Consider the following 14,427-nt stretch of genomic DNA (forward strand, 5'->3'; position numbering starts at 1 on the left):
TAGTGAGGTCATACTCAAACCGGAGTTTTTCCATGAATGCATTGCCTAGCTATTTCCTGTCCCACGGCGGCGGCCCGTGGCCGTTCATGATGGACCAGGTGGGCCATCTGTACGGCCAGCTGGACGCGTCGCTGCGCGACATCCCGCGCCAGCTCGGCGTGACGCCGAAGGCGGTGCTGGTGATTACCGCGCATTGGGAGGAGCGTGATTTCACGCTGTCGTCGTCGGTCAAACCACCGATGATCTATGACTATGGGGGCTTCCCGCCGCACACCTACGAGGTGCAGTACAGCGCGCCGGGTTCGCCGGAGCTGGCGGCTCAGGTCAAGCAGCTGCTGGACGCGGGCGGCTTCCCGGCGCAGCTGGACGCGCAGCGCGGTTTCGACCACGGCACCTTCAGCGCCATGTATCCGATCTATCCGAATGCGGACGTGCCCATCGTGCAGCTGTCGCTCAAGCGCGGCCTCGATCCGTTGACGCATCTGGAGGTGGGCCGTTTGCTGGCCCCCTTGCGCGAGCAGGGTGTGCTGATCGTCGGCAGCGGGCTGAGTTACCACAACCTGCGCGCCTTCAACGCGCAGGGCGCGGCTGCCTCGCACGCCTTCGACGGCTGGCTGCGCGCGACGATGGCGTTGCCGCCGCAGCAACGCACGGCGCGCTTATTGGAATGGGAGCAGGCGCCGGCCGCGCGCATGGCGCATCCGCGTGAAGAGCATTTGCTGCCGCTGATGGTGGCGCTGGGCGCGGCGGAGAACGACGCGGCGGCCGTCCCCTACCACGAGGATGCATTCATGGGATCGCTGGCCGTGACCAGCTTCCGCTTCGGCTAGTCGGGCTGCCACCCCGCAATGCGGACGCGGGGTCGGACCCCGTACGGGGTCCGACCCCTGCCCGGCTCTGCGGGTTGGGTGCTAAGTACCGCGCTTGCCGTTGGCGTAGGCTTCGGCCTTGGCGGCGGCGATGGCGGCTTTCTCGGCGTTCTTGACCGCCATCTCGGCATCGTGCACTTCCAGCCGCCCCTTACGGCTGGCCGGCGTCTCCAGCGAGATGCGGCCCAGGATGCCGCTGCGGTAGTCGCCCAGGAAGGTGTGCGAGGCTTTTTCGAAATCGAGGTCGCCGCCCTTCTGGCGGAAGCCGCGCTTGGCCGCCACCCCCTCCACCACGGCGATGCCGTCGAAGCTCTCGATATCCTTGAAGCCGTAGCGCGCCACCAGCAGCTGCGGGTAGTACTTCAGCATCTCGTCGGCCAGGAACACCGCCACCTCCTCTTCGATCAGCGCGTTCGAGCCGATCGCGTGGCTGGCCGCCAGCATCAAGCCGTCGCTCGGCAGCGCGATCTTCGGCCACAGCATGCCCGGCGTGTCGACCAGGATGGTGTTCTTGTCCAGGTAAAGCTTCTGCTGCTGCTTGGTCACCGCCGGCTCGTCGCCGACCTTGGCCACCTTGCGCTTGAGCAGCGCGTTCATCAGCGTCGACTTGCCGACGTTGGGTATCCCCATGATCATGATACGCAGCGGCTTGGTCGGCACGCCGCGGTGCGGCGCCAGCTGCTTGGCCAGCTCCGGCACGCGGGTGACGTCGGCCGGCTTCTTGGTGGTCATCGCGAACGCGGTCACGCCTTCCTGGGCGTTGTAGTAGGCCACCCAGGCCGCCGTGGCGGCCGGATCGGCCAGGTCGATCTTGTTGAGGATCTTCAGGCACGGACGCTGGCGGAACTTGCGCAGCTCCTCCACCATCGGATTGGTGCTGGCCTCGGGCAGGCGCGCGTCGACCACCTCGATCACCAGATCGGTGTTCTCCATCTGCTCGGCCGCCTTTTTCTTGGCGGCGTTCATGTGCCCTGGGTACCATTGTATCGACATGCTCTGACCTTCAAAATCGTTCTGACAATCCGCTATTTTACCTGCTGGCTCGCCTGGACTTCGGATATCATGAGGCGCTTTTCCCTTTTTCTGACCATATAAATAACATTATTCTCCACCGGAGTGCTGAAGATGAGCATAGCTGCACCGTCCAACCCCAAGGAAATCACCGTACGCGGGATTATCCTGGGCATACTGATTACGCTGGTCTTCACGGCGGCTCAGGTCTACCTCGGGCTCAAAGTGGGCCTGACCTTCGCCACCTCGATCCCGGCGGCCGTCATCTCGATGGCGCTGCTGAGCGCCTTCAAGGATGCCACCATCCAGGAAAACAACATCGTCCAGACCATCGCCTCGGCCGCCGGCACGCTGGCGTCGGTGATCTTCGTGCTGCCTGGCCTGCTGATGATAGGCTGGTGGGCCAAGGTGCCGTTCTGGCCGACCTTCGGCGCCTGCGCCATCGGCGGCGTGCTGGGCGTGATGTACACCATGCCGCTGCGCCGCGCGCTGGTGTCGCAGTCCGACCTGCCCTATCCCGAAGGCGTGGCCGCCGCTGAAGTGCTCAAGGTCGGCATGGCCTCGCGCGCCGGCGCCGCCGAAGGCAAGGCCGGCCTGTGGGCCGTGATCTGGGGCAGCGTCGCTTCCGCCGCCTTCGCCGCATTCGCCGCCGTCAAGCTGATGGCCGGCGAAGTGTCGATCTACTTCCGCACCGGGGTTGGGGCCAATGCAGGCGCCACCGGCATCGGCGCATCGAGCTCGCTGGCCCTGATCGGCGCCGGCCACCTGATGGGCATCACGGTCGGCATCGCGATGCTGGCCGGCCTGGTCATCGCCTGGGGCATCATGGTGCCGTTGATGACGTCCCTGAGCCCGGCCGCCGCCGGCGTCGACGCCAGCGCCCACGCGCTGGGCATCTGGTCCAAGGAAGTGCGCATGATGGGCGCCGGCGTGATCGGCATGGCCGCGATCATCACGCTGGCCGGCCTGGCCAAGCCTATCTTCGGCGGCCTGAAGTCGGCGATGGACTCGGCCCGCAAGGCCAAGCTCAATGGCGGTGTTTTAGACCGCACCGAGCAGGACCTGCCGATCTTCGTGGTCGGCCTGGTCACGCTGCTGTCGATGGTGCCGGCCGGCTGGCTGCTGGCCAGTTTCCTGCAAGGCGGCCCGCTGGCGTCGCTGGCGTTCCCGCTGGTGGCGGTCGGCATCGGCTACATCCTGATCGCCGGCATGTTCGCTGCCGCCGTCTGCGGCTACATGGCGGGCCTGATCGGCTCCTCCAATTCGCCGGTGTCCGGCATCGCCATCCTGACCATCCTCGGCGCCGCGCTGAGCGTGGGCATGGTCGGCCGCAGCATCATGGGTCCGGAAGTAGCCCAGGCGCTGATCGCCTACGCGCTGTTCGTCACCACCGTGGTGCTGGCCGTGGCCGTGATCGGCAACGACAACCTGCAGGACTTGAAGACCGGCCAACTGGTCGACGCCACGCCGTGGAAGCAGCAGGTCGGCCTGCTGATCGGCGTGGTCGCCGGTTCGTGCGTGGTGCCGCCGGTGCTGGAGCTGCTGAACCATGCGAACGGCTTCGTCGGCGCGCCCAACCTCAATTCGATCTCGGACCAGCCGCTGGCCGCGCCGCAGGCGCTGCTGATTTCTACGCTGGCCAAGGGCGTCATCGGCGGCCAGCTGCGCTGGGACCTGCTGGGCTACGGCGCGCTGGTCGGCCTGCTGCTGGTGGCGATCAACTTCGCCTTGAAGAAGTCCAGCAACGACAAGTACTCGCTGCCGCCGCTGGGCGTGGGCCTGGCGATCTACCTGCCGAGCGCCGTGATCACGCCGGTGTGCATCGGCGCGGTGGCCGGCTACCTGTTCGACCGCGCGATGGAGCACAAGGTCGGCGGCGACACCGCCAAGCGCCTGGGCGTGCTGGTGATGTCCGGCTTCATCGTCGGCGAGAGCTTGTTCAACGTCGCGCTGGCCGGGTTGATCGTCGTCTCCGGCAAGGGCGAGCCGCTGGCCATCGCCAATTCGCTGAGCGAAGCGCAGGGCATGATCGTCGCGCTGATCATCGGCATCGCCATGGTGTGGGGTCTGTACCGCTGGTCGGCCAAGAGTGGCCGCAACGTCGCCGCCTGATTCAGCAAGCCGCGTTACCACCAACGCCCTGCCGCCCGGCAGGGCGTTTTCATTTCAGGGCCGGAATCCTTGCCGGCAGTATAGACGCCGGGTTCGAAAATCAACCCTTGCGGCAATCGTGCTGGTTTGCGTTTCTGGTTCTGTCTCTTTTTGACTCGTTCTTACTTTGTGCAGCGCACCGTCCCCTACGAGACAGAACGAGACAAAACCAGACCAAACGCGCAAGGCAAACGAGCATGAATGCCGCAAGGCCCCGTGAACGGCCACCTGCCGCATACGCCGCAGGCAGCCCCGGCACCAACATCCGCGCTCACAGGTCGGCCAGCGCCTTGACGTGCGCCACCACGCTGCGGCCCAGCGCCGACAGGTTGTAGCCGCCTTCGAGGCAGCTGACGATGCGGCCCTTGGCGTACAGCCGGGCCACCTCCATCACCTGCTGCGTCATCCACGCGTAATCGGCTTCGACCAGGCCCATGCCGCCGATGTCGTCCTCGCGGTGGGCGTCGAAGCCGGCCGAGATGAAGATCATCTCCGGCTGGAACGCGTGCAGCGCCGGCAGCCATTGCTCCAGCACGATCTGGCGCACCGCATCGCCCCGCGTGTGCGCCGGCACCGGCACGTTGACCATGTGCGCGCTGACCGGCAACGGCTCGGTGTACGGATAAAACGGATGCTGGTAGAAGCTGACCATCAGCGCGCGCGGCTCGTCCAGCAGCGCCTCCTCGGTGCCGTTGCCGTGGTGGACGTCGAAATCGACCACCGCCACCCGCGCCAGGCCGCGCGCGTCCAGCGCATGCTTGGCCGCCACGGCGACGTTGTTGAACAGGCAGAAGCCCATCGGCTCCACCGGCCGCGCATGGTGGCCGGGCGGACGCACCGAGCAGAAGGCGTTGGCGATCTCGCCGTCGATGACCGCGTCGGTCGCGGCCACGGCGGCGCCGGCGGCGCGCTGGGCGGCGCGCCAGCTGTAGTGGTTGAGCGAGGTGTCGCCGTCGATCGGATAGCTGTCGCCCGGCGCCGGCACGTTGTCGCGCACGATGGCGATGGCGTTGCGGCTGTGGTTGCGCTCCAGGTCCGCGATCGCCACCAGCGGCGCCTCGCGGTGCTCCAGCAGGTCGTGGATGTGCGATCCGATCAGCTGGTCGGCAATCGCTTGCAGGCGCGCGGGGGATTCGGGATGCCACTCGCCCATGTCGTGGCGGGCGCAATCGGGATGGCTGTAAATGGCTGTGGTCATGTGGCTGGTATCTGCTGCTTGTAGGCGCTAATCTACCATAGATATCCGGCCGGCCGGATTGCCCGCCACCTTCGGGTGGACAAAAAAACAATTGCCGCATATCATTGCCGTTTATTTAACAATGAAGGTCATGCATGGCAGTTCTTCCTTTCTTCCGCTCCCTGGCGCTGGCGTCGGCCGCGCTGCTCAGCCTTGACGGCCATGCCGCCGACGCCCTCCCGGCCGTCGCCAGCTTCTTCGATACGCCCCAGGTCAGCCAAGCGGAGCTGTCGCCCAAGGGCGGCTACGTGGCCATCACCACCATGCTGCCTGGCGGCGTGCAGGCGCTGGCCGTGCGCGACACCAGCGACCTGACCAAGGTGACCGTCGTCGCCAAGACCGCCATCGAGCGCGCCGCCATCATCAGCATCCACTGGATCAACGAGAACCGCATCGGCTTCACGGTCAAGAACCTGGAGAACGAGTTCGAGGGCAACCTGGACGAGTTCGCCATCGACCGCAACGGCGACAACCGCGTGCACCTGATCGCCGGCAACTGGGGCCACCAGCAAAAGCAGCTCGGCAGCAATATGGTCAACCGCACCCTGACCGCCGAATACGCCTACCACGGCGTCACCCACGACGGTTCGGACGACATCCTGGTCGAGCGCTACATGTGGAACAATACCGACCTCGCGCCCGACCATTCGCGCCTGATGCGCCTCAATACCCGCACCCAGTCGCTGCGCAGCGCCTTCGAAGGCACCCAACCGGCAGCGGTCAAATCCTGGCTCACCGACGGCAACGACGTGCCGCGCGTGGTCACCTCGCAAGTCAAGGGCCACTGCATCGCCTCCTACCGCAACGTCGACGACACCAGCTGGACCGAGCTCAGCAACGGCGTCTGCTACCAGGACCAGCGCTTCGTGCCGCTGTTCTTCGACGGCGCCGACACGCTGTATGTGCGCGCCAACTACAAGGGCTATGCCGCGCTGTTCCGCTACAACCTGAAGACCATGAAGATGGACGCCGAACCCTTCGTCGAGACGCCGGGCTACGACTTCACCGGCGGCCCCGAAGTGGACCGCGTCACCAAGAAGGTGCTCGGCATTCACCTGCGCACCGACGCCCGCACCACCGCCTGGCTCGATCCGGCGCTGAAGGCCGAGCAGGCCAGGATCGACGCCGCCCTGCCCGGCACCATCAACACCGTGCACTGCGCGCAGGATTGCGCCGCCAGCCCGGTGCTGCTGATTTCCTCCAACTCCGACCGCCAGCCGCTGCAATTCATCCTGTACACCCGCGCCAGCGGCGCCCTGATCGGCCTGGGCGGCACCCATCCCGACCTCAAGCCGGCCCAGATGGGCCGGCGCAGCTTCCACCGCTACGCGGCGCGCGACGGCCGTTCGATACCCGTCTACGTGACGCTGCCGGCCGCCAAGGCCAGCGGGCCGCAACCGGCCGTCGTGCTGGTGCACGGCGGCCCGATGGCGCGCGGCGGCTCGTGGGAGTGGGATGACGAGGCGGCCTTCCTGGCCTCGCGCGGCTATGTCGTGATCCAGCCGGAATTCCGCGGCGGCACCGGCTTCGGCGCCGCCCACTTCCGCGCCGGCTGGAAGCAATGGGGCGGCACCATGCAGGACGACCTGGCCGACGCCGCGCGCTGGGCCGCCCAGCAGGGCTGGGCCGACCCCAAGCGGGTCGCCATCATGGGCGCCAGCTACGGCGGCTACGCCACGCTGATGGGCCTGATCAAGGACCCGGCCGTGTTCCGCTGCGGCGTCGAATGGGCCGGCGTCACCGACATCAAGCTGCGCTTCACCTCCACCGAGTCGGACGCGTCCAAGGAAACCCTGGGCTACAGCCTGCGCCTGCTGGTCGGCGACCCCGACAATCCGGCCGACGCCGAGATGATGCGCCAGAACTCGCCGCTGCTGCGCGCCGCCGAGCTCAAGCAACCGCTGCTGATGGCGCACGGCCTGAAGGACCGCCGCGTGCCGATCGAGCACGCCAAGAGCTTCGCCGCCGCCGTCAAGGCCCACAACCCGAACGTGACCTCCATCATCTACGACGATGAAGGCCACGGCTGGCGCCACCCGGAAAACAGCATCGCCTTCTGGAAGCAGGTCGAGACCTTCCTCGACCACAACCTGAAGCACGCCGAGTAAGCGGCGCCAGCCGCGACATCGCCGCATGGTATCGCCTGGGCAGTTTCTCGCATAGAATCTGTACAGCGCACAACTCCCATCGATACCATGTACACAAAACTGCACGCCGTGGCCCGGCAGGTCGGCAGCATCATCGTCGGCAAGGACCTGCACATCCGCCAGGCGCTGACCTGCCTGCTAGCCGGCGGCCACCTGCTGGTCGAGGACGTGCCGGGCGTGGGCAAGACCACGCTGGCGCACGCGCTGGCGATCTCGCTCGGGCTGCGCTTCAACCGCATCCAGTTCACCAGCGACCTGCTGCCGGCCGACGTCAACGGCATCTCCATCTACGAGCGCGAGAAGAACGGCTTCGTGTTCCACCCCGGCCCCATCTTCACGCAGGTGCTGCTGGCCGACGAGATCAACCGCGCCACGCCCAAGACCCAGTCCGGCCTGCTCGAGGCGATGGAAGAGCGCCAGGTCAGCGCCGACGGCGTCACCCGGCCGCTGCCGGAACCGTTCTTCGTCATCGCCACGCAAAACCCCACCCACCAGATCGGCACCTTCCCGCTGCCGGAATCGCAGCTGGACCGCTTCCTCATGTGTTTGTCGCTGGGCTACCCGGACGCCGCCGCCGAACGCGCGCTGCTGATGGGCGAAGACCGCCGCCTGCTGCTCAAGGCGCTGCAGCCGGCGATGGCGCCGGCCGAGCTGGCCGAAGCCCAGCTGTCGCTCCGGCGGATCCACGCGGCGCCGGCGCTGATCGACTACGTGCAGGCGCTGGCCGCCGCCTCGCGCCAGAACGGCCTGTTCGCCGAGGGCATGAGCCCGCGCGCCGCCATCGCGCTGCTGCAGGCCGCGCGCGCCTGGGCCGCGCTCGAGGGCCGCGACCACGTGCTGCCGGAAGACGTGCAGGCGGTGCTGGTGCCGGTCTGCGCGCACCGCCTGCGGCCGCTGAAATCGGCGCACGGCGTGGCGCTGGCCAGCCGCGACCTGGTGCTGCAACTGCAAAAGTCGGTGCCGGTCTAGGCGGCCATGAGCGGCCCGCTGCCATCGCTGTATCGCAAGGCGCGCGACAAGTGGCTGTTCCAGCTGGGCGCCAGCGAGCCGGGCGAGGTCACGCTGACGATGCGCCGCGTGTTCATCGTGCCGACCCGGCCGGGCCTGGCCTTCGCCGGCCTGCTGCTGCTGATGCTGATCGGCGCCCTCAACTACAACCTCGGCCTGGGCTTCGCGCTGACCTTCTTTGCCGGCGCCTGCGCCGTGGCCGACATGTATCAGACCGCCGGCAACCTGGCCCGGTTGCAGCTCGCGCCCGGCCGCGCGCAGGCGGTGTTTGCCGGCCAGGAGGCGCAGTTCGAACTGCACCTGCACAACCGTAGCAAACTCGATCGCTACGCCGTCTGGCTGGGCTTCCAGGCCGACGGCGAGCCGCGCCAGGTCACCGACATCCCGGCCGGCGGCGCCAGCGCGGTGCGGCTGTCGGCCGCCACCACCGAACGCGGCTGGCTGGAGGCGCCGCGCATCCGCCTCGTCACCCGCTTCCCGCTGGGCCTGTTCCGCGCCTGGAGCTACTGGCGGCCGCAGCTGAAGGCGCTGGTGTATCCGGCGCCCGAGTTCCCGCCGCAGCCGCTGCCGTCCAGCGGCGCCGCCAGCGAGGACGGCCACGGCACCGTGGGGCTGGACAATTTCGCCGGCATCCGCAGCTACCAGCCGGGCGACCCGATGCGCCGCCTGGCGTGGCGCCAGATCGCCCGCCACGATCCGGCGCTGGGCGGGCAACTGGTCACCAAGCATTTCGACGGCGGCGCCGTGGCCGAGCTGTGCCTCGATTTCGCCGAGCTGCCCTTGTCGATGGCGCTGGAACACAAGCTGTCGCGCATGACGCGCTGGGTGCTGGAGGCCGAGCGGCGCGCCCTGCCCTACACCTTCCGCCTGGCGCAGCACGAATACGGCCCGGCGCTGGGCGACGCCCACCAGGCCGCCTGCCTGCGGGCGCTGGCGCTGTTCGGCATCGAGGCCAACGCATGAACGCGCCGGCGCTGCCGCGGTTCCGCCGCGAGGGCAAAGCATGAGCGCCTCCTTGCCGCCGCCAGCGCCGCCCGCCGGCGCCGGCCCGCGCGCGCGCCTGGCGCTGCGCCTGACGCGTGACAAGTCCGACACCCTGCTGCTGCTGGCCGCCGCGCTGATGGTGCTGGCGCCGCACTTCGAGCACCTGCCGCTGTGGACCAGCGCCGTGGTGTGCGGCACGCTGCTGTGGCGCGCCGCCATCACCTGGCGCGGCAAGCGCATGCCGCCGCTGTGGCTGCTGCTGCCGATCTCCGTGGCCGCGATGGCCGGCGTCTACCGCAGCTACCACACGCTGCTGGGGCGCGACGCCGGCGTCGCCATGCTGGCGCTGCTGCTGGCCTTCAAGCTGCTGGAAATGCGCGCCAGGCGCGACCTGTTCGTGGTGATCTTCCTCAGCTTCTTCGTGCTGCTGACGAACTTCTTCTACTCGCAAACCATGCTGACCGCGCTGTGCATGGGCGCCACGCTGATCGTGCTGCTGACGGCGCAGCAATCGTTCCAGTACACCGGGGCCGTGCCGCCGCTGCTGCGGCGCCTGCGCACCGCCGCCAAGACCGCGCTGCTGGCGGCGCCCTTGGCGCTGCTGATGTTCGTCGGCTTCCCGCGCATCCAGGGCCCGCTGTGGGGATTGCCGGGCGACGCCCACAGCGGCCACACCGGCATCTCCGACAGCATGGCGCCGGGCACGCTGTCGTCGCTGGCGCAGTCGGACGCGGTGGCCTTCCGCGTGCGCTTCCTCGACCCGGTGCCGTCGCAGGACCGGCTGTACTGGCGCAGCATCGTGCTGGGCGACTACGACGGCCGCACCTGGACCCGGGTGCCGCGCCGGCGCGGCCTGCAGCGCCTGGACGTGGGCATCGCCACGCGCGGCCAGCCGATCCGCCACGAAATCACGATGGAGCCCACCAACACCCGCTGGCTGGCGGCGCTGGAACTGAGCGGCCCGACGCTGTCGCTGCCCGGCTACCGCGTGCGCGACAGCGACGAACTGGAATTCTTCACCAGCGAACCGGTCACGCAGCGGCTGCGCTACGACGCCCAGGCCTGGACCGATTTCCGCGTGCAGGCCGACGAGCAGCCGCAGCGCATGATGCGCTGGACCGAACTGCCGTCCGGCTTCAACCCGCGCACGCTGGCGCTGGCGCGCATGCTGCGCCAGAGCACGGTCCCGCCGGCCGCCGCCAACGCCCCGCCGTCCGCGCGCGAGGCCGCCGGCGCCGCGCTGCAAGTGATGCAGCGCTTCCACGACGGCGGCTACGTCTACACCCTGCAACCGCCGCTGCTGGGGCGCGACGCGGTCGACGATTTCCTGTTCGGCAGCAAGGCCGGCTTCTGCGAACACTACGCCGGCGCCTTCGTGGTGCTGATGCGCGCCATGGGCGTGCCGGCGCGGGTGGTCACCGGCTACCAGGGCGGCGAACTGAACCCGGTGGACGGCTACCTGACCGTGCGCCAGTCCGACGCCCACGCCTGGGCCGAGTTCTGGGCACCCGGCGCCGGCTGGCGCCGCGTCGACCCGACCGCCGCCGTCGCTCCCGAACGCATCGCCCACAACCTGGCCCAGGCGCTGCCGCAGCCGTCCGGATTCGGCCTGGGCCCCTTGCTGAACCTGCAAAACGACCCCAATTCGTGGCTGGGCAAGCTGAGATTCAACTACGCCGCGTTGAATAATGCTTGGAATCAATGGGTCCTGGATTACAATCCAGAGAGGCAGCGAGGTTTCCTTGAAGAACTAAGCTCGGCCTTCGCCAACTGGCGCAGCGCACTCGGTGCGGCGCTGGTGTGCGGCCTGCTGTATGGTCTGTACTGGCGGCGGCAACGGCGGCCATTGGCGCCGCTGGACGGGCTGTACCAGCGTTTTTGCCGGCAGCAGGCGCGCCACGGTTACGCGCGCCGCCCGGACGAGGGTCCGCTCAGCTACGCCGCCCGCCTGCGCACCATGCAGGCCGGCGCGGACAAACATGCCGCGATGGAGAAATTTTTAACACTGTACGGCGCGCTAAAGTATGGCGACGCCGGTTCCGAACCACGCTCGGCGTCGCTGACGACGCTGAAAACACTGCTACCCTTATGCCGATGAAGACTCTGATTACCGCCCTGCTGCTGGGCGCCGCCACCCTGAGCCAGGCCAGCCAGGCCGCCGCCGTCGACCCCTACGGCTACAAGCTGCCGCCCAGCATGCAGCCGAAGAAGAAGAAAGCGCCGGTCGTCAAGAAGGGCCCGCCGCCGATCGACTACGTCGGCGAGTTCGTCAACTTCGGCGAATGGAAGGAAGTGCGCGCCTTCCTCGACGACGTCGCCAGCCGCGACGGCTTCGACCGCGCCGCCCTGAACGCGCTGATGGGCCAGGTGCGCTACGTCGACTCGGCGGTGCAGCTGGTCAAGCCGGCGCCGCCGGGCAAGCCGAAGAACTGGCAAGCCTACAGCCGGCTGATCGTCGACCCGGTGCGCATCGACAACGGCGTCAAATTCTGGAACGAGAACCGCGAAGCGCTGGAGCGCGCCGAAGCCCTGTACGGCGTGCCGGCCGAAATCCTGGTCGGCATCATCGGCGTGGAAACCGTGTACGGCCGCAACACCGGCCGCTTCCGCGTGGTCGACGCCCTGACCACGCTGGCCTTCTCCTATCCCGAGGCGCCGCAGCGCAGCGAGCGCATGGCCTTCTTCCGCGGCGAGCTGGAGGCGACGCTGCTGTTCGCGCGCCAGAACGAGCTCGATCCGCTGTCGCTGCGCGGCTCGTTTGCCGGCGCCATCGGCATGCCGCAATTCATGCCCAGCAGCGTGATGAAATACGCGGTCGACTTCGACGGCAGCGGCAAGGTCGACCTGCTCAACTCCGGCACCGACGCCATCGGCAGCGTGGCGGCCTTCCTCGTCGCACACGGTTGGCAGCGCGACATCGGCGGCCCGCTGGTATACTCGGCCGCCGTGTCGCCCAACCGCGCCTGGGAAAGCATGACCAACCAGGGCCTGAGCGCCAAGTACCGGCCGCAGGAGCTGGCGGCGGCGGGCGTCACCACCACGGTGCCGGTGCCGGAACAGCAGACCTACGGCCTGGTGGATTTGCAGAACGGCGCCGAGCCCACCGAGTACTGGCTGGCGAACAATAATTTCTTTGCGATCACTCAATACAACCGCAGTTATTTCTATGCGATGTCGGTGGTGGAGCTGGGGCGCGCCGTGCGTCTGGCGCGCGGCGGTTTGTAAGGAAGCGTAAAGTGTGTTGCCGCGCAGACTTATCGGCTGTATTGTTTAGTTGACACTTGGAAATTATTTGTACAAACTGACAGTCACTGTGCGGCAATCGTAAGCTGTTCTACAACAAAATTAATTTATAATTAACTTTGTGTGTTCATTAAAAGTGTGCACGGGCAGCTTAGCATATCAGTGGGTGTATAATTCTCACACAATGTTGCAACCGGACAACAATAACCCATGGCAATCAGGTTTTTTTATTGCTTATGAGTATTAGAAGGCGTGTTGTTGTACAATTGTGTATATATTATGAAACTTGTTATCCCGGAATCCCGTCCGTGTGTGAATTCGTTCCTTGGTAAGGATGAACATTAACGCAGCAAAGCGAGCTCCGAGTGTTTTACTTTGCAGGACAACTTTACAGAAGGAAAAGACGAAATCATGACAAACCAAGTCGGCATAGATATGAACAACGATGCGGATGGCGATGATCTGCTGCAATACAATCCCAACCGCCTGCTCGATACCCTGATCGAGAACCTGCGTCTGAAAAACGATGCAGCCCTGTCGCGCGCATTGGAAGTGGCGCCGCCGGTCATCAGCAAAATCCGCCACCACCGCCTGCCGGTTGGCGCTTCGCTGCTGATCCGCATGCACGAAGTGAGCGACCTGAGCATTCGCGACCTGCGTTACTTGATGGGCGATCGCCGCAACAAGTTCCGCATCAGCGACAAGCAGTTCAAGCCTAAAGAAGGCGAGCCAGGCGGCCAGGGCTGATTGTAGCCGTCGTCCTGTAGCGACTCCCTCCCCCTTATCCAGGGGAGAGGGAAGCAACACCTTACGCCGGGAATACTCCGGTCGACAAGTAGCGATCGCCGCGGTCGCAAACGATGAACACGATGGTTGCGTTCTCCACCGTTTGCGATATGCGCAGCGCAATCTCGCAGGCGCCCGCCGCCGAAATCCCACAGAAGATGCCTTCCTCGGCCGCCATGCGGCGCGCCATGCGTTCGGCCGCCGCTTGCGACACCGGCTCCACCTGGTCGACCCGCGCGCGCTCGTAGATCTTCGGCAGATAGGCTTCCGGCCATTTGCGGATGCCGGGGATCGACGACCCCTCTTCCGGCTCGGCGCCGATGATCTGCACCGCCGGATTCTGTTCCTTCAAATACCGCGACACGCCCATGATGGTGCCGGTGGTGCCCATGGCGCTGACGAAGTGCGTCACGCGGCCCTCGGTGTCGCGCCAGATCTCCGGACCCGTGCCTTCGTAGTGGGCGCGCGAATTGTCGGCGTTGCCGAACTGGTCGAGGATGATGCCCTTGCCGTCCTTCTGCAATTGCTCGGCCATGTCGCGCGCGTACTCCATGCCGCCGGTCTTGGGCGTCAACATGATCTGGGCGCCGTAGGCGGCCATGCTCTGGCGCCGTTCCACGCTCAGGTTCTCCGGCATCAGCAGCAGCATCTTGTAGCCGCGCAGCGCGGCCGCCATCGCCAGCGCGATGCCGGTGTTGCCGCTGGTCGCTTCGATCAGCGTATCGCCGGGCTTGATGTCGCCCCGTTCCTCGGCGCGCTTGAGCATGGACATGGCGGCGCGGTCCTTGACGGAACCGGCCGGATTATTGCCTTCGAGCTTGCCCAGTATGACGTTGTTACGGGCCAGCGCGTCGGCGCCGGGCAGGCGCGTCAGCTGCACCAGCGGCGTATTGCCTATCGTATCTTCCAGAGTCTTGTAAGCCATCGTGTTCTATCTTCAGTTATTTCGCCAAAAGAGGCATTTTAATCCGAGTTCAGATTGCGCGTATGG

11 protein-coding genes are annotated in these 14,427 nt (G+C 66.7%); 8 read left to right on the forward strand and 3 right to left on the reverse strand.

What is annotated here, in order from left to right:
• Positions 1 to 32 precede the first annotated feature (32 nt).
• Entirely contained in the window at positions 33 to 830 is a 798-nt protein-coding gene (locus RUGAMON1_RS29165) for a DODA-type extradiol aromatic ring-opening family dioxygenase (RefSeq protein WP_445233798.1), read from the forward strand.
• An 81-nt stretch (positions 831 to 911) separates the two neighbouring features.
• On the opposite strand, the gene ylqF is transcribed toward RUGAMON1_RS29165, so the two are convergent.
• Positions 912 to 1,862 (reverse strand): ribosome biogenesis GTPase YlqF, encoded by a 951-nt coding sequence (gene ylqF / locus RUGAMON1_RS29170; RefSeq protein WP_217940730.1) that lies wholly within the window; start codon positions 1,860 to 1,862, stop codon positions 912 to 914.
• Between the two features lie 132 nt (positions 1,863 to 1,994).
• On the opposite strand from ylqF, the gene RUGAMON1_RS29175 reads away from it, so the two are divergent.
• Complete coding sequence (locus RUGAMON1_RS29175) at positions 1,995 to 3,992, forward strand: OPT family oligopeptide transporter (RefSeq protein ID WP_445233799.1); 1,998 nt, start codon at positions 1,995 to 1,997, stop codon at positions 3,990 to 3,992.
• Positions 3,993 to 4,302: 310 nt separating this feature from the next.
• Here RUGAMON1_RS29175 and RUGAMON1_RS29180 read toward each other — a convergent pair whose 3' ends face one another.
• Positions 4,303 to 5,229 (reverse strand): histone deacetylase family protein, encoded by a 927-nt coding sequence (locus RUGAMON1_RS29180; RefSeq protein ID WP_445233800.1) that lies wholly within the window; start codon positions 5,227 to 5,229, stop codon positions 4,303 to 4,305.
• Positions 5,230 to 5,363: 134 nt separating this feature from the next.
• Here RUGAMON1_RS29180 and RUGAMON1_RS29185 point away from each other — a divergent pair, with 134 nt between their 5' ends.
• The 6 genes from RUGAMON1_RS29185 to RUGAMON1_RS29210 all read left to right on the forward strand — a co-directional run bounded on the left by RUGAMON1_RS29185 (position 5,364) and on the right by RUGAMON1_RS29210 (position 13,397).
• On the forward strand, positions 5,364 to 7,376 hold the full coding sequence (locus RUGAMON1_RS29185; protein ID WP_445233801.1) for an alpha/beta hydrolase family protein: 2,013 nt from the start codon (positions 5,364 to 5,366) through the stop codon (positions 7,374 to 7,376).
• 87 nt (positions 7,377 to 7,463) lie between these two features.
• Entirely contained in the window at positions 7,464 to 8,384 is a 921-nt protein-coding gene (locus RUGAMON1_RS29190) for an AAA family ATPase (protein WP_445233802.1), read from the forward strand.
• Between the two features lie 6 nt (positions 8,385 to 8,390).
• Positions 8,391 to 9,386 carry a DUF58 domain-containing protein gene (locus tag RUGAMON1_RS29195; protein ID WP_445233803.1) on the forward strand — a complete coding sequence of 332 codons (996 nt, stop codon included), beginning with the start codon at positions 8,391 to 8,393 and terminating at the stop codon, positions 9,384 to 9,386.
• A 40-nt stretch (positions 9,387 to 9,426) separates the two neighbouring features.
• Complete coding sequence (locus RUGAMON1_RS29200; protein ID WP_445233804.1) at positions 9,427 to 11,505, forward strand: transglutaminase TgpA family protein; 2,079 nt, start codon at positions 9,427 to 9,429, stop codon at positions 11,503 to 11,505.
• Positions 11,496 to 12,632, forward strand: a complete 1,137-nt coding sequence (gene mltB / locus RUGAMON1_RS29205) for a lytic murein transglycosylase B (RefSeq protein ID WP_445233805.1) — start codon at positions 11,496 to 11,498, stop codon at positions 12,630 to 12,632. Before RUGAMON1_RS29200 ends, mltB begins: the two co-directional genes overlap by 10 nt.
• Before the next feature lie 429 nt (positions 12,633 to 13,061).
• A complete protein-coding gene (locus tag RUGAMON1_RS29210) occupies positions 13,062 to 13,397 on the forward strand; it encodes a hypothetical protein (RefSeq protein ID WP_008446241.1) in 336 nt (111 codons plus the stop codon).
• Positions 13,398 to 13,458: 61 nt separating this feature from the next.
• Here the strand turns inward: RUGAMON1_RS29210 and cysM are convergent, their stop codons facing one another.
• Entirely contained in the window at positions 13,459 to 14,361 is a 903-nt protein-coding gene (gene cysM / locus RUGAMON1_RS29215; RefSeq protein WP_445233806.1) for a cysteine synthase CysM, read from the reverse strand.
• Between the last annotated feature and the right edge of the window lie 66 nt (positions 14,362 to 14,427).

The organism is Duganella rhizosphaerae, from assembly GCF_040364205.1.
GTDB lineage: Bacteria > Pseudomonadota > Gammaproteobacteria > Burkholderiales > Burkholderiaceae_D > Rugamonas > Rugamonas rhizosphaerae.

What these genes read in the sequence shown, in the direction of transcription:
- RUGAMON1_RS29165 (WP_445233798.1), top strand. Translation starts at nt 33, where the DNA reads ATGAATGCATTGCCTAGCTATTTCCTGTCCCACGGCGGCGGCCCGTGG.
- ylqF (WP_217940730.1), bottom strand. Translation starts at nt 1,862, where the DNA reads ATGTCGATACAATGGTACCCAGGGCACATGAACGCCGCCAAGAAAAAG.
- RUGAMON1_RS29175 (WP_445233799.1), top strand. Translation starts at nt 1,995, where the DNA reads ATGAGCATAGCTGCACCGTCCAACCCCAAGGAAATCACCGTACGCGGG.
- RUGAMON1_RS29180 (WP_445233800.1), bottom strand. Translation starts at nt 5,229, where the DNA reads ATGACCACAGCCATTTACAGCCATCCCGATTGCGCCCGCCACGACATG.
- RUGAMON1_RS29185 (WP_445233801.1), top strand. Translation starts at nt 5,364, where the DNA reads ATGGCAGTTCTTCCTTTCTTCCGCTCCCTGGCGCTGGCGTCGGCCGCG.
- RUGAMON1_RS29190 (WP_445233802.1), top strand. Translation starts at nt 7,464, where the DNA reads ATGTACACAAAACTGCACGCCGTGGCCCGGCAGGTCGGCAGCATCATC.
- RUGAMON1_RS29195 (WP_445233803.1), top strand. Translation starts at nt 8,391, where the DNA reads ATGAGCGGCCCGCTGCCATCGCTGTATCGCAAGGCGCGCGACAAGTGG.
- RUGAMON1_RS29200 (WP_445233804.1), top strand. Translation starts at nt 9,427, where the DNA reads ATGAGCGCCTCCTTGCCGCCGCCAGCGCCGCCCGCCGGCGCCGGCCCG.
- mltB (WP_445233805.1), top strand. Translation starts at nt 11,496, where the DNA reads ATGCCGATGAAGACTCTGATTACCGCCCTGCTGCTGGGCGCCGCCACC.
- RUGAMON1_RS29210 (WP_008446241.1), top strand. Translation starts at nt 13,062, where the DNA reads ATGACAAACCAAGTCGGCATAGATATGAACAACGATGCGGATGGCGAT.
- cysM (WP_445233806.1), bottom strand. Translation starts at nt 14,361, where the DNA reads ATGGCTTACAAGACTCTGGAAGATACGATAGGCAATACGCCGCTGGTG.